The following is a 16,574-nucleotide window of genomic DNA, read 5'->3' on the forward strand; positions in this document are numbered from 1 at the left end:
TGAGCGTTGGAATTTTATTTAAATAAATCTATGAGAAATTTCCGACATTGAATATTAAATACTTGATTTATAGTATTTTAATATGCTTGTATTTTTTGAATTTTTAATCCAAAAATTGCTTCACATAATTCCTCGCTGTTCTGATAGCAGCATGCACATCTTCTTCGCTGCCTTCATAGGCTTTGTCTTCTACTTCTAACACCACTGGGCCACGGTAACGAATGTCTGTCAATGCCGCAAAGAAAGCTCTCCAATTTACATCACCCAATCCAGGGAGTTTTGGAGAATGATATTCTAGCGGATTGGCTAAAATGCCTACTCTGTCAAGTTTGTCTTTGTAGACTTTTACATCTTTGATATGTACATGATGCAGGCGGTCTTTGTATTGATAAATCGGCTTGATTTCGTCCATCATCTGGAAAACCATGTGCGACGGGTCATAGTTTAGTCCGAATAGGGGAGTAGGAAAAGTTTCGAACATTCTATCCCAAACTGCGGGGGAAATCGCTAAGTTTTTACCTCCTGGCCATTCGTCATTTGTAAAGAACATTGGGCAGTTCTCTATACCAATCTTTATGCCTTCTTTTTCGGCAGTTTCGATGATGGGCTTCCAAAGCTTTTTGAACAGTTCGAGGTTATCTTGCATATTCAATGCCTGATTTCTACCTATAAATGTGTTCATTACAGGTACGCCTAGCTGATTACAAGATCCGATTATTTTCTTAATGTGTTCGATGTAGAACTCCGATTTCTTGGTATCTGCGTCAAGTGGATTTGGGTAATAGCCTAAGCCAGATATACTTATGTTTTTTTGCTTCAAATAGCTATTTATGTGGTTGATATCCATGTTTTCCACATCAATGTGTGTTACCCCTGCATATCTACGTGCGTCTGCTGAATCACCTGGCCAGCACATCATTTCCACACATTTGAAATCATTATTTGCCGCAAAATCGACAACTTTTTCAAAGCTATAATCTGCTAATATGGCAGATACAAATCCTAGTTTTAGCATATTTAAAGTATCTTATAAATTGAAATTTAAAATTACGCCACCAAAAGCTCCAAACACCTTAATGCGTTTCCACTTTCGAGAGATTCTTTGGCTTGGGCTATTCCTTCCTCTATTTTGATGTCTCGGGCTACACTCAACGCTATAGCCGCATTGATAATTACGGTGTCGGTTTGGGCTTTGGTTCCCTGGTTTTTCAGAATATCTGTCATTATTTTTCCAGATTCTTCTAAAGTGTTTCCACCTGAAAGTTCTTGAGCGTTAATATTTGCAAAGCCAAAATTATTCGGTTCCAGAACTTTGTCTGACTGGTTATTTGCAAGCCTAAAATCACCCGTTAAAGAAACCTCGTCATAACCATCTAAAGCATGTAAAACACCAAATTTTGTTCCTGTCGTAAGAAATAGGTCTTTATATAATTCAAACGTCTTTTGATCAAAAACTCCACTCAGTTGCTTCTGCACTTTGGCAGGATTCATTAGCGGGCCTAAGATATTAAAGAAAGTTTTTATGCCTAGTTCTTTTCTAATCGGCCCTACAAATCGCATAGCCGGATGAAATAGGGGTGCATGTAAATAGCAAATGCCGGCTTTTTCTAATTTAGATCTCAGAAAATCTGCGTCATTAGTGAATTGTACACCCAAATGCTCCAAAACGGTACTGCTTCCTACTGGCGAACTTACGCCATGATTACCATGTTTAGCTACATTTTGACCTGCTCCAGCTACTACAAATGCTGAGGTTGTGGAGATATTGAAAGTATCTTTTCCGTCTCCCCCAGTGCCGCACACATCCATGGCATCAAATTCGGTCAAATCTATGCCAATGGCAAGTTCGAGCATTCCTTCACGAAATCCTTTCAATTCATCTACCGTGATACCTTTTTGCTGAATTGCCATCAAAAAAGCTGCTATTTGAGCTGGATTTATTTCGCCAGAACCAATTTTTAGGATGGCTTGGCGAGATTCTTCGAGGCTAAGATCGGTGGAAGAAATAAGATTTTTGAGGAGGTTTTTCATTAAAACATTTTTTGAAACTTAAAATAAGTATACGAAATAGGATTAATCAAGTCATTCAAACATTATTTGCCCAAAAACAAAAAAAGAGTGCCTCCACGGCACTCTCTCAAACGGTTTATTTGACAAATTTAGCGAAAATACATTTTCTGGGTAAAACCTTGAATGCCCTGAATGTCAACATTGCTTGTTTTCTTTTGATTTGATTTCAATTTCTGTGCCATAATTTCTAAATTTGTTGATTATGGAAAAAAACTGGAATTTTAAACCCACACCTACGCAGTCTACAGACCTCCAAATTGTTAGCGATTTGGTAAATCAACTATCTGTTTCCAAGTCGATGGCTACAATGCTTTGGCAACGAGGAGTGAAAGATTTTGATGAAGCCAAACACTTTTTTAGACCTCAAATCGATGATTTGCATGATCCGTTCTTGATGAGAGACATGGATATTGCTGTAGATAGACTTATAAAAGCTATTGACGAAAATGAGATAATTTTGATTTTTGGCGATTACGATGTGGATGGAACTACGGCCGTAGCTTTGTTTTATGGTTTTCTGAAAAACTATTATCCCAACATCGAATATTATAACCCCGACAGATATAAAGAAGGCTATGGGATTTCTACTTTGGGAATTGATTATGCCGCTGAAATTGGAGCTACTTTGATGATTAGTCTAGATTGTGGTATAAAGTCCATCGACAAAATTGAATATGCTCAAACGAAATATGGCATAGACTTTATCATCTGCGATCACCACGAACCAGGTGATGAACTCCCGGCTGCGGTGGCAGTTTTAGACCCCAAACGCTCAGATTGTCCTTATCCATTTAAGGAATTGACGGGCAATGGTGTTGGTTTTAAGCTCCTTACCGCATTGTGTATTCGTAAGGAAATTCCGATTGAAAACTTGTTTGAGTTTCTAGATTTGGCCATGGTTAGTATCGCTTCTGATATTGTGCCTATCGTTGGTGAGAATAGAATTTTGGCTTATTTTGGTCTAAAAAAAATCAATGAAAATCCTAGGACTGGCCTGAAAGCTCTCAAACAAGTGGCGGGTTTTTCAGGAGAAATGAGTATTGAAAATGTGGTATTTGTACTTGGGCCAAGAATAAATGCGGCTGGGAGAATAAAACATGCTAAAGCGGCAGTTCAGTTACTGTTGGCAGATGATTTTGATGAGGCATTGAGTTTTGCTTATGAAATTCAAAATAACAACACCGAGCGAAAAGGGCATGATTCGAGAATAACAGAGGAAGCTTTGGACATGATTCGGAAGGACGATTGGCTGCTCAATATAGCCAAAAGCACGGTTTTGTTTTCTGAAAATTGGCACAAAGGCGTGATTGGCATTGTGGCTTCCAGATGTATTGAGAATTTTCATAGACCAACTATAATCTTCACAAAATCAGGAGATAAAGTGGCGGCTGGTTCGGCAAGGTCAGTGCCGGGTTTTGATTTGTATGCGGCTATCGAACGAAGTGCACATTTGTTGATACAATTTGGTGGGCACATGCACGCAGCTGGAATGACCATCGAAATTGATAAAATTGATGAATTCAAGGCTCTTTTCGACCAAATTGTAACTGAAATGATTTTGGAGGAACAATTGGTTCCTAAAATCAATATTGATATCAAAATAGATTTGTCTGAAATCAGTCCGAAGTTTTATAGGATCATGAAACAAATGGCTCCGTTTGGGCCGCACAATATGCAGCCTATTTTTGTTTCAGAAAACTTGTCCTTGGCCGCAGAACCAAGAATTTTAAAAGAAAAACACCTGAAACTGGAGATTTTGGACGAAGACACAGGTTCGGTTTTTTCGGCAATAGGTTTCGGAATGGTAGATGATTTTTATCAAAACCTCAAAGCAGGACATAAATTTAGCATGGCTTATTCGATTGAAGAAAATACTTTTCGAGATAAAACTACTTTGCAATTGTTTGTGAGGGATATTAAGTTTTAGGCCTATCTAACATTTTTTAACAACCTCACTTAAAGAATAAATTGGTATTTTTACAGCCAAATTGATAAAGAATGATATTACGCACCGAAAATCTTATAAAAAAATACGGACAGAGGCTCGTGAACAACGAAGTGAGCTATCAAGTGGCTCAGGGTGAAATTGTCGGACTTTTGGGTCCAAATGGTGCTGGTAAAACCACCTCTTTTTATATGGCCGTGGGGTTGGTAAAGCCGAACGAAGGTAAAATTTGGCTTGATGATGTGGATATTACTAGTCTTCCGATGTACAAACGTGCCAAGTTAGGTATCGGATATTTGGCTCAAGAAGCTTCGGTTTTTAGAGATTTAACAGTAGAAGAAAATATATTGGGTGTAATGGAGCTGGCATTACCCAAAATGACCAATCTGGAGCGAAAAGAAAAAACCGAGTCTCTTTTGGAAGAATTTAGCCTCACGCATGTGCGTAAAAACAAAGGTATTGTACTCTCAGGAGGGGAAAGACGTAGAACCGAGATAGCCAGAGCTTTGGCCGTTGATCCGAAATTTATCTTGCTAGATGAGCCCTTTGCCGGCGTTGATCCAATAGCTGTGGAAGAAATTCAAACTATAGTAGCAAAACTAAAGCACAGAAACATCGGAATTTTGATAACCGACCACAACGTAAACGAAACACTTTCCATTACCGACAGAGCATATTTGCTTTTTGAAGGAAAGATATTAAGACAAGGCACTGCAGAAGAATTGTCTGCTGACGAGTTGGTTAGAAAAGTGTATTTGGGTATGAATTTCGAATTGAAACGTAAGTTTTAAGCATAAAAAAAGACGAGATTTTTAGTCTCGCCTTTTAAAATATCTTTCAGAAGAAGTTTATTTTTTAGCTGTAGTGTCAGCTACTGGTTTTTTATCCGAGCTTTTGTATTCTTCGTTCAGTCCTTTCAAAACCTCCTGCGTAATGTCCAAGTCTTCTTTGGCATACAATACACCACCGCCTTTTGAGTAACCGATTACCATATCAAACTTATTTCCAGAGTTGTATTTTTTCAAATAAGTCTGAATGTTAGTCAACAATTCATCAGTTTTTTTGGCCTGCTCTTGTTGTAAATTCCCTGCTGCGTTGTCTCTAAACTGCATAATGTCTTGCTCTTTTTGTTGCAAAGCCATCTGTGTGCTTTTTCCTTGCTCTTCAGACATTCCACCAGCTTGTGCACGTCTTTGAAACAAAGCCACTTCGTTTTGGAAGGACTGCGTTCTTTTAGCTAGGTCGTTCTCCAAAGCAAATCTTTTGCTGTCAAATTCTTTCACTACGTCTTTATAATATTCGTAATTGTTCAATAATGTATCTGTGTTTACATATACAATTCTGCCCGAAGGTTGACCGCCAGATTTTGAGTCGCCAGCTGCTTTGTCGCAACCCAAAATGGCCATCGAAAGACCTAAAAATAGTAAGCTTATTTTTTTCATTTAAATGTTTTTTTTCTGAATAAGGGTGCAAATATAATTATTTATTGAAAATTATGGAGATTTTGGGATGTCTAAATATTTATAAATAGGGAAATTAGTCAAATCGAAAAGATTTTGGACTGTTTTTTGGTAGAATAATTTTATCAAATGTTGCATTCACCAATTGAACTCATCTCATAATTAAAATTATTGAGTGGTAAAACTTAAAATGCTTTACTTCGGTCAAAGACCGAAATACACTCGTGCGAAGGTCAGGACCTTCACACAGCATGGAAAATTTTAGAATATCATAATAACTATCTCAGATAAATACAAATAATATGAATTGGTTACTATATCTTATAATGTATTTTTGGACTCAGAACAGTACAACCAAGGAATATAATATTTACACTTCTGAAACTGAAACTATAAAAGTATATATAGATACTGTTTGTAAGGATGTTTCACCTACTTCAAAAATGAATTATTCGATTTATTTGGGAAATAAAATAGAATATGCAGACGTAACTGTTTGGAATCATACAAAACGAGATATTACATTTAGCATCAATAATGAAGAATATTTTTATGGTGAAAGATTGATTACAGAAGTATCCAAAGATGAAGGATATGTAGGGCCAGTTTCAAGCTTCAACACAAAAAAAATAATTGTAATTCCTAATTCTTCCATCTCTTCTAAAATTCTGGTTCCAATTATTTATAACAAAAAAAAAGTTACAGGTTTTTCATATAGAATTAATTACTACACCAATAATAGTAACAGTAAAGCAATAATAATTGATGGTGCAATTAAAGGTAATAAACTGGAGAATATAAAAATTGAAAACAGTAATTTGGATAGAGAAAAATAAATTATAGCTCTCCGAGATTTTCTGTAGGACAATCCCGAAGCTAGATAAGAAGGATTTTTAATCCTCAACTCTAAAAAGGCTATTGCCTTTGAAGGTGTTTAAAGCCAGTTTCGCCCGCAGAAAATGTAAAGTAAATTAAAACAAGAAAGAACCGCTTGAAAAACCGTTTAATCGATTTTTCAAGCTCGTTCCTTACTTAAAATATTTTCTCATCTGCACACCAGACATGCCAGCAAAGCCTCCGATGGCCGTGGCTATGATTGTCATAATAGTAAACACAAAACCAATCTTAGGGATTTTGGATAAAAAACCCACACCTCCTGTAAACATCTCGGCTATTTTGTCCACCAAACTCACATCGGCTGTGGCGTTTAAGAAAGTGGCATAGCCAATCCATAAACTCACGGTAGCAGCTGCTGAAACCAAATAGGCTTCTTTGGGTGTTTTGGCTTTCCACCAACAAAGAGCCAAGGCCACTGGGGCAATAATCCACCAAGGGCCAAAGTATGAGGCGATGCCCCCAATTATCAATATCAATAAGTATAACATAGTCTAGTTTTTTATTTTTTAGGGTTAATTGTTATTGTTCTGGTCAGTTTTGAAGATTTCTCGTCTTTGTTTTTCATAAAAACCAAAGTATCGAGTTTACCTGCAGCCCATTTGTCCACCATGTTGTCGTAGTATTTACTACCCACATTGCCAGACTGTCCGCCTGGGTAAAGTCCATAACCACGTGGCCATTCTTTATCCAGTTCTATTACCATTCGCCAAGAGGGTCCATGTGTTTCTGATGTGGCGTTTACGATGCCGCGGCCGCCGCCGTTTATGATGCCAGTTCTAGAAAATCCTGGAATTTTGCCTAAATGCCCGATGCTTGTATTTTTTACCTTAGCCCAAGCCCAAGTTTCTGGCGTCATAGGGCCATTATGGAGTGTTAGACTGTCTATGGTGGCCTTAAAACTTCCTAAGACTATATCGTTCATGGTTTCTATTTTGTCTTTCGTTTTCTTGTTATCAAACCATTTTGCTGTGGCTTGTTTTTTTAACATCTCAAAAGTGCGGTCTTCGGTAGGATAAAGCATAGACTGCTCCAAAGGAAAATCATCTTCCCAAATCCAGTTAGAAAGCTCTTTTGTCCATCTTTCGTATATTGTTGCTGCCACTGCATCAGCATCGTTCATCAAATTCCATTTCTTCATGATTTCTCTCGCTGGAGCTATGCTTGCGTCTTTTGAAGTCTCTAAAATGGGAAGTAAGGTTGGTAAAATTCTCCTTGCCGCCACATTGTAGTTGTCGTTCAAAATCGACCTCAAACTATCCGCATTTGCATTTTTCATAGCCGCAAGTCTCTCATTTATTCTCACAGCACGGTTTGGAGCTGCAAATCGCCAACCCAAATAATATGGATAAGTTGGGTCAGTAGAAAACTGATTGGCCGAACTCACGAATCCTCTCGGTGGATTCTTAACTGTTGGGTTTTGCTCAGCTGGTATCCATCCCTGCCAGTCGTGTTCAGGCATAGAGCCATCTAATATGTATTTGCCTTGTTCTTTCCATTTTAGTGGGAGCTTGCCGTTCGGTGTAATGGCTATGTCGTTTTGATTGCTCGCAAAGATAAAATTCTGGGCAGGAGCCGTATAAAAAGTCAATGCTTTTCTATAATCGTCGTAGTTTTTAGCTCTGTTGAGGTAATAAAAAATCATCAGATCTGAACCAGAAGTTTCTAATGCAACCCAACGCATGGCGTGCCCAGCCGGTGCGTTTTTATTGAAATTACTCTCTTTGGCTTCATTGTAAACCACCGGGCCATGATGCGTATAAATCAGCGTGTCTTTAACTGTTAAGCCAGATTTTAGCCTGAATTCCTCTACATATTTGGTGGTTGGCGTCCACTTATTGTTGTACATGTAGTGGGTTTTTTCTGTATTGCTGAATTTTATTTTGTAAAAATCCATTACGTCGCTACCTACGTTGGTAACACCCCATGCAATGTCTTTATTATAACCTATCACTATTCCTGGACAACCAGGCAAAGCCACGCCGTATACATTCACCGTTGGACAACTTAACTGCATTTGGTACCAAATAGACGGCAGCGTAAGTCCCAAATGTGGGTCGTTAGATAGTATTGGCAGTCCAGTTGCTGATTTTGCTCCACCCACTGCCCAGTTGTTTGAGCCAATTTCTGGAGCTGGGCTTGGTATTTTGGCTATAATTTTATTATCGTCACCAACAGCCATAATTTTGGTAGGAGTTTTTACAGGAATTGGACTGAAGTTCCAAGGTGTGCCAACAGGTATAATCGGAGATTCTTCGGCAGGATAGTTTGTGAAAAGGTCTTTAATAGTATCTAAACCGTATTCATTGGCTACATTGCTTATTCTGAAGTCATCGCTACCACCATTAAGTGTACTTCTCATATTCATGAGCATCAAAATGGTTTTGTAGGGTGTCCATTGGGTCGGTTTATAGCCCAATATTTTGTATTCAACCGGTAAGTTTTTATATTCTATCTGAGCAATAAAACTATTTACGCCATCGGTGTAGGAATTTAGTATTTTTGACGAAATAGGGTCGCTTTTGAGGTTTTCGGCAATTTTGGCTGCTGCTCTGGCCATGCCCAATCTTCTGTTGTATCTGTCATATTCTAAAGCTCTTTCACCCACTATTTCGGTCAGTCGCCCTGCCGCCACCATGGTGTAGAACTCCATCTGCCAAATTCTGTCTTTGGCCATCACATAGCCTTGAGCAAAATATAGGTCATCTTCGTTGTTGGCAAAAATGTGTGGTACTTGGTTGTTGTCATAAATTACTTTTACTTCTTCTTTTATACCTTTGAGGTCTAGAGTTTCATCTGAAAGAGCGTTTTTGTTCGTAGAATTCTGTAAAAAACCTTCGAAAGGACTAAATAATCTTCCCAAAGGAGGAAGCATACCTAAAGGTTTGTGGAGTAGATATATCAGGCCAACCATGACCAGATAGCTCCAAAAGTGCTTGATGAATCTCATAGTTTGTATATTTGGTTTTTTTCGAAATTTATGAAATTTTATTGATTTTATTTTGTTTTATTGAGACCAATAATTCCATTGATGAGGAAAATTATTTTTATTCTTTTGTCCATTTTTCAATCTTTAGCTGTGTCTGCTCAATCCAAATCATTTGATGTACTTCTAAGAGGTTTAATAAAAAAAACTGTTCCTATTATCAAAGTGCAAGAACTCAAGGCAAAAAATACTGAAGTAGTTTTGTTGGATGCCAGAGAACTGAATGAGTTTGAAGTAAGTCACCTAAAAAATGCTCGACACGTAGGTTTTAATAGTTTTTCTTTGGAAAGCATAAAAGATATTCCCAAAACCGCTCCGATTGTGGTGTATTGTTCGATAGGTGTGAGAAGCGAAAAAATAGGCGAAAAACTGATTGCAGCGGGCTACACCAACGTAAAAAATTGCTACGGAAGTATTTTTGAGTGGATAAATCAAGGTAACGAAGTGGTAGATATGCAAAATAAACCTACACAAAAAATACATGCCTACAACAAAAAATGGGGAGTGTGGGTAAACAAAGGTGAGAAAGTATATTAAAAGGAGTAGCCTGGGCCACTCCTTTCAGTTTATTTGCTATGCTCTTTTAAATCCTAACATCCACCCAGACAAAGCCCCAGCAATTGCCGAAATGATGGCGTAAACTAAAGTGTCAACAAACACTCCAGACCAAGTCATAAGCGTAGATGTACCTAGCAACATGCAGTCATAGCTAAAAGCAATTAAGGCACCAATCAAAGCTCCCGATATTGCACCTGACATCCATGTTCTGATACCTGCCCATTTCTCAAAAATGTAAGTTAAAAGAAAACTTGCTGCCAGATTCCCAACTACAAGTACTATCAAGTTTGGTTCGGCTTGCACGCCAGACATGCCAGGGTTTGTGCTGGCCAATAAGTCTTTGAAAACAATGGTGTACATCAAAAAGCCGCCCATAAAGTAGCCTACAAAGCCAAGTAGAGTTCCAAAAATCAATTTGTTCGTGTTCATATTATATTTATTTAGGGTTTAAATTATATGAATATACAACCAATTTCCGAAACACCAAAATATTAAGCCACTAATATTAAGCGGGTTGGTGCTCTTTTCGGAGTAAATCGTTCACGGTTTTTACAGGATTAAAAGTAATCAAAGGCACTTCCACAAACAATGTATTCCAGTCAGACATGGCTCCGTTCCATAGCCCTGGCAATTCTTGGGCTTTCAGGGTTTTTCCACTTTGCGATTTCTCTGTTATGAATCCTGTCTTTGGGTCTCGGAATTTTAATAAATCGTATTTTTCTTTTTTATGATTTTTAGTGGCACAAATCAAATCCACGGGATTGAAGTGTGTAGCTTTCTCAAAAATCTCTTTCTGCTTTTTGTTTTTCATGTCAAACTGAGCCGATTCCACAATCTGTAGTGAGATAGATTCGTCACTGTTTTTAGCCCAAAATGGTCCACCACCTGGCTCTCCCACGTTTTTTACCATACCGCAGATTCTGAGCGGGCGATCGAGTTTCGAAATCGCAAACTTGTATTTCTCCTCTGGCGACCAATTTCTAAATCCTTTGGGAGTTTCTACACTTAGATTTTCCTTGATAAATCTGATGGCCTTATTTACCATATAAACCGAGGGCTCGGGTTTTTCGAGTCTTTTCAGGAAATAGAAAATCTGTTTTTGAAAACTTAACAGCAAACCTGCTAATGCTTTTTTGTAGAGTATAGTTTCACTTTTTAAATGATCCGGCACCACATTGTCTACATTTTTAATGAAAATTATATCGGCATCTACATCGTTTAGGTTTTCGAGTAAAGCTCCATGTCCGGCTGGTCTGAAAAGCAAATTGCCTTTTCCATCTAAAAACGGTTCGTTGTCCATGCCTACCGCAATAGTGTCAGTGGAGGCTTTTTGTTCTGAAAACGATATATCAAATTTTACACTGTATTCAGCTTCATAGCTTTTCAAAACCTTGCTTATGAGGTCTTTGAACTTTTTTCTGTGCTCAGGCGAAACCGTGAAATGTAGTCTTACTTTACCTTTGTTGTTGGCATATTGAGCACCTTCAACCAGGTGTTCTTCTAAAGCAGTTCGGGTAGAATCGCCGTATGCGTGAAACTCCAATAATCCTTTCGGTAAGTTGCCGTAGTCAAGTCCATTTGAGCCTAAAAGGGCCTCCAATTGTTCTTGTTTTTCGTTGGTTTTTAAGAAATTGGATAGGCTCTTGTAGAAAGCAAAAGATTTGATTTGCTCATGGTATTGTTCCACTGACTTGTCTGACTTGCCCTCGTCTTTGGCTGCATAAAGCGACTTAAACATCCTACTGGCCGCTCCTGAGGCTGGTACAAACTTCAAAAGTTTCTTTTTAGCCGCTTCCTGATTAAAAAGCTCCAGATATTCATTGAGTTCTTTTTCTTCAAGCTTTATCATTCCGTCACCTATTGTGGCGGCTCTTTTGGCGGTCATAAACGGAAAACCCTCCTTGAAGTTATCTATTTGTTGCTCAATTGTCTTTAAATCGCTGCCACGATCGGCTATTTGTTTAAGGTCTTTTTCGGTAAAACTCATGGGTAAAGAATTGAATATTATTTGGAATTCAATTAGGCAAAAAGTTTTAGGATAAGCAAGTATTCAAAAGGAAAATGAAGCTAGAAGGGGATAAAAAACAAAAAAGTCGCTCGAAAGCGACTTTTTTTGTTGGCTTACCAGGGCTCGAACCTGGAATAACGGCACCAAAAACCGCTGTGTTACCATTACACCATAAGCCAATCCTGTAATGTGGGTGCAAAATTAAGCCAAGTGTCTAATTCTTCCAAGTAGTTTTCGAAAAATCTTTGAAACTATTTTTGAGCATACTACCTTTTGAAGGCTTTATGGTTTGTCAAAATCTTATAAATACTTGAATGCCAAAGGGTCAGGAAATAGGAACTGATAATTGCTTTTTTGGGAAAACTTTTCGGCTGATATCGTTTTTTTTGAAGAATCTCTGTTTTTATCACTCTTAGGTTTGGTGTTTTTGCTACAAGTGGCCCAAATCTCCGCCCTTGTTGGATGCTCTGGACTTACAATATTAAAAGTTTCGTCCCAAATATTTTCTTCTACCAAACTCGCTATGGCCCCCACGGCGTCATCTTGATGGATATAGTTTACCCTCGAAAAATCGGCGGAAGTTTGTGCTGAAAAATATTTACAGGGATTTCTGTCATAGCCCATCAGTCCGCCAAATCGTACTACTAAATATTGTTTTCTGAAATTTTTACAAAAGTCAATCACAAGATTTTCCGCCATAAATAGAAAATGCGACGGGTTAGCATCTTCTTCTATCATTTCTTTTTCGATGTTGGGATACACCGAGGTGGAGCTTACAAATAATATCTTCTTAAGCTTTTCAGACTTTTTGCATTCGGACAGAATATTTTCTATTTGTCTAAGGTGAAATTCTTCTCCTAATGCCTTCGCTTTGGGGGGGATATTTATAATCAATATTTCGGAGTCAAAGAAAGAAGTTTTACCAATAAATTCTGGTTGAAAAGCTATTTGGTAGGCATTGATCCCGCTATTTTTCAAAGCTTCTATTTTTTCTGGGCTTGTTGTGCTGCCTTTTACTTCCATGTTTTTTGTCAAAAAAGCCAATGCTAAGGGTTTTCCTAGCCAACCGCTGCCTAAAATTGATATTGTATTCATAGTTATTTCACAACGAAATTTGAAATATAATGGTTTGGAAAAAATGTTTTCTGTCCAAAAATGGCCAATTCCACAGCGAGATTTATTAGTTTTGTATCCGAAATTTTAATTTTTTAACAATTTTGGTAATTTAAATGGCTAAGCCTTACATAATCGGTATTACGGGAGGTAGTGCTTCGGGTAAAACGTATTTTCTTCATAGTTTACTGAGCCATTTTACTAAAGACGAGGTTTGTCTTATTTCGCAAGATAATTATTACAAAACCCGTGATTTGGTACCAAAAGACAATAACAAAGTCGAGAATTTCGACTTGCCCGAGTCTATCGATTTTGAGTTGTTTTCGCAACATATCAACGACCTCAAAAACGGAAAAGAGGTAAGAATGCCAGAATATACCTTCGATATTTTTGACAAAGAACCCAATATTCTTGTTTTCAAACCTGCTCCTATAATAGTGGTTGAAGGTATTTTTGTTTTTCACGATCCTTACATTTCTGCACTACTTAATCTTAAGGTGTTTATAGATGCCTTGGAGCATATCAAAATCCGCCGAAGAATTATCAGAGACAACAATGAACGTGGTTACGACCTTGATTCTGTACTTTATAGGTGGGAAAACCACGTAGCTCCAACTTATGAAAAATTCATAAAACCTACCAAACAAGACGCAGACATCATCATTAACAACAACAAACATTTTGAAAACGGACTTAAAATCTTGACGGCTTTTTTGCAAAATATCCTCAAAAAATAGACATTTTGGTCTTTTTTACTTGCTCACAAAGTATTTCTACCTTACTTAAAATTACGACATTCTACGCTAAAATGGCTTAGTTGATTGGTGTAGCTTTACATCATGAAAACTGTTAAAATTTATAGCCATGAGAAATCAAAAATTAGAAATCGTTCTTGAAGGATTTGACTTGTCTGATAGTCAACTGAAAGGGCTTGAGAAAGAAGTTAACGGATTGGTGGCCAGGCATTTGGTAAATTCCCAAATCAGTAAGTCAATCGGTACCAAGCTTCGTATCAATCCTGAGTGGTTGGGTATTTGGCTTAAAAAATTCAAAAACGAAACCTTGCTCAACAAAGCCAAGACTTTCAAGCCTTTTTGAACAATGGAAAAACAAAAGTACGCATGCCCTTCCGCTACCAACAGCGAAGGGGCATCGCTTTTCGGTATTGTGGGTAACGATGGTTTCGTGAAATTTCTTCCTCATGTGGTGCCTTTGGACGCTGAGCTTATTAAGGCTGGTAACAACCGTGGAAATCCCGAAGCAAGATTTAGATATACCAATACATGTGCCGAAAGAGGCTGTAGGCAATGGACGGGTGAAAAATGCGGAGTTGTTGACAAAGTTCTGACTTTGGAATCGCAGGTGCAGGAAGTTAAAGCTCAGAATTGCCCAATCATGAATGATTGCCGCTGGTTTGCCCAAGACGGCACAAGGGCTTGTAAGGTGTGTCCGCTGGTTATTGCGGACATGATTTAGATAGAATTAAGGTAGTTTAGGTTAATGGTAAATGTCAAAAGCCCCACTTTCTGAGTGAGGCTTTTATTGTTATTTCTAAAAAACTAAGTTCAAATCAAAAGTCTTCGTCCAATGAGAATGACATTTTTTCTCTGTCAGATGTTACACCAGCTTTTTGATATTCTCCAACTCTTTTTTCAAAGAAATTGGTTTTGCCCTGAAGGGAGATTAAGTCCATGAAATCAAATGGATTGGTGGCGTTGTAAACTTTAGGCAATTGCAATTGCTCCAAAAGGTGATCTGCAACGAATTCTATATATTGGCACATTTGTGGTGCGTTCATACCAATTAGTGAAACCGGCAATGAATCCGAAACAAATTCTTTTTCTATTTCTACTGCGTCAGTAATTATTTTCGTTACATCTTCAGGATTCATTTTGTTTTTTATATACTCTGTGTACAGCATACAAGCAAAATCCCTGTGCAAGCCTTCATCTCTCGAAATCAACTCGTTTGAAAACGTTAAACCTGGCATCAAACCGCGTTTTTTAAGCCAGAAAATCGAACAGAATGATCCGGAGAAAAATATACCCTCAACAGCTGCAAAGGCAATCAAACGCTCAATAAAATTTCCGTTTTCAATCCAACGCATCGCCCAAGCTGCCTTTTTTGCCACACAAGGGATATGATCAATAGCATGCAGCAATCTGTCTCTTTCTTTTTGGTCTTTGATGTAAGTGTCTATCAAAAGCGAGTATACTTCTGCATGGATATTCTCTATCATTATCTGAAAACCATAAAAACATTTGGCTTCAGGAAATTGTACGTTTGAAAGGAAACCAACAGCGAGGTTTTCGTTTACAATACCATCTGATGCTGCAAAAAATGCCAAAACGTGCGAAATAAAATGACGCTCGCCATCATTCATGGCTTCCCAGTCTTTGGTATCTTGCGATAAATCCAATTCTTCGGCTGTCCAAAATGAAGCTTCGGCGTTTTTATAAAATTCCCAAATATCTGAGTGCTTTATGGGGAAAATTACGAATCTGTTTGGGTCTTCAATGAGTAAAGGTTCGGTGAGTTTTAGGTCTGCGTCTGTCATTATTTAAGAGTAGTATATTTTTTTTCATTCAGTATTTCAAAATTACATCAAAAAATCAGTAACAAAAATATTTTTTTGCCTTTTTTCCGTTCTATCATTTTATTAACTCTAAACCGTTTTTTTTGTTTGCAATTTATCCTAATTTTAGGTTTAGAATGTTGAAAATAATTTCATAAATATGAATAGTAACGGCTTAAAATTAAGATTGGTAATAGGCTTGGTGATGGCCGGAATGGCTCTGTTGAGTTATTATGGAAAAACGCAAGAAAATCCATTAACTGGTGAAAAACAGCAAGTTAGCTTGTCTCCAATGGAGGAGGTGGCCATGGGTTTGCAGTCTGCTCCTCAGATGGCTCAAGAGTACGGCGGACTATATCCTGACGACAAAGTGCAACAGGAAATTAAGGCTATTGGGAGAGAGTTAGTGCAAACTTTCAACAACGAGGTGGAGTCTTTTGGGCACGGTAATCCTTACCAATTTGATTTTCATGTTTTGCGTGATCCACAAACGGTTAATGCTTTTGCACTTCCTGGCGGACAGGTATTTATTACAGTAGGCTTGTTAAGTAGGCTTAAGTCTAAGGATCAAATTGCGGGTGTTCTAGGTCACGAAATTGCCCATGTCGTCTACCGACATTCGTCAGAACAAATGGCTAAATCGGAGTTTTATCAAGGTTTGGCTGGAGCTGCTACAGCCGCTGCAGGCGACATGGGAGCTTCGCAAATAGCTAACTATGTGGCTCAAATGAAGCTCATGAAATTTGGTAGAGACGATGAGTTGGAATCAGATGAATTTGGCGTAAAATATATGCTCAAAGCTGGCTATAATGCAGAGTCTATGATAGAGGTGATGGAGATTCTGGCCGAGGCCTCAGGCGGTAGGAGTAGAGACGAATTTATGAGTTCGCATCCCAGTCCCGACAACCGAATTGGTAGAATTAAAGAACACATCGAAAAATATAAAAAGGAAATGCGTTGAGCTA

17 protein-coding genes and 1 tRNA gene are annotated in these 16,574 nt (G+C 38.0%); 8 read left to right on the top strand and 10 right to left on the bottom strand.

Annotated features, from left to right (window positions below):
- Nucleotides 1–103: 103 nt before the first annotated feature.
- Nucleotides 104–1,015: a sugar phosphate isomerase/epimerase gene (locus EGI26_RS10675; protein ID WP_255078215.1), complete on the bottom strand. Its 912-nt coding sequence runs from the start codon at nucleotides 1,013–1,015 to the stop codon at nucleotides 104–106.
- Nucleotides 1,016–1,047: 32 nt separating this feature from the next.
- Nucleotides 1,048–2,031, bottom strand: coding sequence for an anthranilate phosphoribosyltransferase (trpD, locus tag EGI26_RS10680; RefSeq protein WP_255078216.1), 984 nt, complete (start codon nucleotides 2,029–2,031; stop codon nucleotides 1,048–1,050).
- A gap of 241 nt (nucleotides 2,032–2,272) precedes the next feature.
- Between trpD and recJ the strand changes: the two genes are divergently transcribed.
- Together recJ and lptB are read left to right on the top strand one after the other, a co-directional pair.
- Nucleotides 2,273–3,997: a single-stranded-DNA-specific exonuclease RecJ gene (recJ, locus tag EGI26_RS10685; protein ID WP_255078219.1), complete on the top strand. Its 1,725-nt coding sequence runs from the start codon at nucleotides 2,273–2,275 to the stop codon at nucleotides 3,995–3,997.
- Nucleotides 3,998–4,068: 71 nt separating this feature from the next.
- Nucleotides 4,069–4,806 carry an LPS export ABC transporter ATP-binding protein gene (gene lptB / locus EGI26_RS10690; RefSeq protein ID WP_255078222.1) on the top strand — a complete coding sequence of 246 codons (738 nt, stop codon included), beginning with the start codon at nucleotides 4,069–4,071 and terminating at the stop codon, nucleotides 4,804–4,806.
- A 57-nt stretch (nucleotides 4,807–4,863) separates the two neighbouring features.
- Here the strand turns inward: lptB and EGI26_RS10695 are convergent, their stop codons facing one another.
- The gene (locus EGI26_RS10695; protein WP_255078223.1) at nucleotides 4,864–5,457 is read right to left on the bottom strand and encodes an OmpH family outer membrane protein; all 594 of its coding nucleotides are present in this window, start codon (nucleotides 5,455–5,457) and stop codon (nucleotides 4,864–4,866) included.
- A 320-nt stretch (nucleotides 5,458–5,777) separates the two neighbouring features.
- Between EGI26_RS10695 and EGI26_RS10700 the strand changes: the two genes are divergently transcribed.
- Nucleotides 5,778–6,311 carry a hypothetical protein gene (locus tag EGI26_RS10700; RefSeq protein ID WP_255078225.1) on the top strand — a complete coding sequence of 178 codons (534 nt, stop codon included), beginning with the start codon at nucleotides 5,778–5,780 and terminating at the stop codon, nucleotides 6,309–6,311.
- Between the two features lie 192 nt (nucleotides 6,312–6,503).
- Here EGI26_RS10700 and EGI26_RS10705 read toward each other — a convergent pair whose 3' ends face one another.
- Both EGI26_RS10705 and EGI26_RS10710 read right to left on the bottom strand, forming a co-directional pair.
- Entirely contained in the window at nucleotides 6,504–6,860 is a 357-nt protein-coding gene (locus EGI26_RS10705) for a hypothetical protein (RefSeq protein WP_255078226.1), read from the bottom strand.
- Between the two features lie 11 nt (nucleotides 6,861–6,871).
- On the bottom strand, nucleotides 6,872–9,319 hold the full coding sequence (locus EGI26_RS10710; RefSeq protein ID WP_255078227.1) for a penicillin acylase family protein: 2,448 nt from the start codon (nucleotides 9,317–9,319) through the stop codon (nucleotides 6,872–6,874).
- 81 nt (nucleotides 9,320–9,400) lie between these two features.
- Between EGI26_RS10710 and EGI26_RS10715 the strand changes: the two genes are divergently transcribed.
- Nucleotides 9,401–9,892 carry a rhodanese-like domain-containing protein gene (locus tag EGI26_RS10715; RefSeq protein WP_255078228.1) on the top strand — a complete coding sequence of 164 codons (492 nt, stop codon included), beginning with the start codon at nucleotides 9,401–9,403 and terminating at the stop codon, nucleotides 9,890–9,892.
- 36 nt (nucleotides 9,893–9,928) lie between these two features.
- Here the strand turns inward: EGI26_RS10715 and EGI26_RS10720 are convergent, their stop codons facing one another.
- The 4 genes from EGI26_RS10720 to EGI26_RS10735 form a co-directional block, all read right to left on the bottom strand.
- Nucleotides 9,929–10,342 (bottom strand): hypothetical protein, encoded by a 414-nt coding sequence (locus EGI26_RS10720; RefSeq protein WP_255078230.1) that lies wholly within the window; start codon nucleotides 10,340–10,342, stop codon nucleotides 9,929–9,931.
- Between the two features lie 76 nt (nucleotides 10,343–10,418).
- Entirely contained in the window at nucleotides 10,419–11,900 is a 1,482-nt protein-coding gene (locus EGI26_RS10725; RefSeq protein ID WP_255078231.1) for a DUF4301 family protein, read from the bottom strand.
- Nucleotides 11,901–12,029: 129 nt separating this feature from the next.
- Nucleotides 12,030–12,100, bottom strand: a tRNA-Gln gene (locus tag EGI26_RS10730).
- Nucleotides 12,101–12,221: 121 nt separating this feature from the next.
- A complete protein-coding gene (locus tag EGI26_RS10735) occupies nucleotides 12,222–13,016 on the bottom strand; it encodes an SDR family NAD(P)-dependent oxidoreductase (protein WP_255078234.1) in 795 nt (264 codons plus the stop codon).
- Between the two features lie 134 nt (nucleotides 13,017–13,150).
- Between EGI26_RS10735 and udk the strand changes: the two genes are divergently transcribed.
- From udk to EGI26_RS10750, 3 genes are all read left to right on the top strand, one after another.
- Entirely contained in the window at nucleotides 13,151–13,771 is a 621-nt protein-coding gene (udk, locus tag EGI26_RS10740) for a uridine kinase (RefSeq protein WP_255078237.1), read from the top strand.
- A 127-nt stretch (nucleotides 13,772–13,898) separates the two neighbouring features.
- A complete protein-coding gene (locus tag EGI26_RS10745; protein ID WP_255078238.1) occupies nucleotides 13,899–14,132 on the top strand; it encodes a hypothetical protein in 234 nt (77 codons plus the stop codon).
- Nucleotides 14,133–14,135: 3 nt separating this feature from the next.
- On the top strand, nucleotides 14,136–14,510 hold the full coding sequence (locus EGI26_RS10750) for a hypothetical protein (RefSeq protein WP_255078240.1): 375 nt from the start codon (nucleotides 14,136–14,138) through the stop codon (nucleotides 14,508–14,510).
- 94 nt (nucleotides 14,511–14,604) lie between these two features.
- On the opposite strand, the gene EGI26_RS10755 is transcribed toward EGI26_RS10750, so the two are convergent.
- Nucleotides 14,605–15,591, bottom strand: a complete 987-nt coding sequence (locus tag EGI26_RS10755) for a ribonucleotide-diphosphate reductase subunit beta (RefSeq protein WP_255078242.1) — start codon at nucleotides 15,589–15,591, stop codon at nucleotides 14,605–14,607.
- Nucleotides 15,592–15,769: 178 nt separating this feature from the next.
- Here EGI26_RS10755 and EGI26_RS10760 point away from each other — a divergent pair, with 178 nt between their 5' ends.
- Nucleotides 15,770–16,570 (top strand): M48 family metalloprotease, encoded by an 801-nt coding sequence (locus EGI26_RS10760; RefSeq protein WP_255078243.1) that lies wholly within the window; start codon nucleotides 15,770–15,772, stop codon nucleotides 16,568–16,570.
- Nucleotides 16,571–16,574 lie beyond the last annotated feature (4 nt).

It is taken from the genome of Lacihabitans sp. CCS-44, assembly GCF_024343735.1.
GTDB lineage: Bacteria > Bacteroidota > Bacteroidia > Cytophagales > Spirosomataceae > Leadbetterella.

Bases quoted from the DNA above. Each gene is read 5' to 3' on its own strand.
- EGI26_RS10710 (WP_255078227.1), bottom strand. From the start codon at position 9,319: ATGAGATTCATCAAGCACTTTTGGAGCTATCTGGTCATGGTTGGCCTG.
- EGI26_RS10675 (WP_255078215.1), bottom strand. From the start codon at position 1,015: ATGCTAAAACTAGGATTTGTATCTGCCATATTAGCAGATTATAGCTTT.
- EGI26_RS10755 (WP_255078242.1), bottom strand. From the start codon at position 15,591: ATGACAGACGCAGACCTAAAACTCACCGAACCTTTACTCATTGAAGAC.
- EGI26_RS10725 (WP_255078231.1), bottom strand. From the start codon at position 11,900: ATGAGTTTTACCGAAAAAGACCTTAAACAAATAGCCGATCGTGGCAGC.
- EGI26_RS10720 (WP_255078230.1), bottom strand. From the start codon at position 10,342: ATGAACACGAACAAATTGATTTTTGGAACTCTACTTGGCTTTGTAGGC.
- EGI26_RS10705 (WP_255078226.1), bottom strand. From the start codon at position 6,860: ATGTTATACTTATTGATATTGATAATTGGGGGCATCGCCTCATACTTT.
- EGI26_RS10750 (WP_255078240.1), top strand. From the start codon at position 14,136: ATGGAAAAACAAAAGTACGCATGCCCTTCCGCTACCAACAGCGAAGGG.
- udk (WP_255078237.1), top strand. From the start codon at position 13,151: ATGGCTAAGCCTTACATAATCGGTATTACGGGAGGTAGTGCTTCGGGT.
- recJ (WP_255078219.1), top strand. From the start codon at position 2,273: ATGGAAAAAAACTGGAATTTTAAACCCACACCTACGCAGTCTACAGAC.
- lptB (WP_255078222.1), top strand. From the start codon at position 4,069: ATGATATTACGCACCGAAAATCTTATAAAAAAATACGGACAGAGGCTC.
- EGI26_RS10745 (WP_255078238.1), top strand. From the start codon at position 13,899: ATGAGAAATCAAAAATTAGAAATCGTTCTTGAAGGATTTGACTTGTCT.
- EGI26_RS10735 (WP_255078234.1), bottom strand. From the start codon at position 13,016: ATGAATACAATATCAATTTTAGGCAGCGGTTGGCTAGGAAAACCCTTA.
- EGI26_RS10715 (WP_255078228.1), top strand. From the start codon at position 9,401: ATGAGGAAAATTATTTTTATTCTTTTGTCCATTTTTCAATCTTTAGCT.
- EGI26_RS10695 (WP_255078223.1), bottom strand. From the start codon at position 5,457: ATGAAAAAAATAAGCTTACTATTTTTAGGTCTTTCGATGGCCATTTTG.
- trpD (WP_255078216.1), bottom strand. From the start codon at position 2,031: ATGAAAAACCTCCTCAAAAATCTTATTTCTTCCACCGATCTTAGCCTC.
- EGI26_RS10700 (WP_255078225.1), top strand. From the start codon at position 5,778: ATGAATTGGTTACTATATCTTATAATGTATTTTTGGACTCAGAACAGT.
- EGI26_RS10760 (WP_255078243.1), top strand. From the start codon at position 15,770: ATGAATAGTAACGGCTTAAAATTAAGATTGGTAATAGGCTTGGTGATG.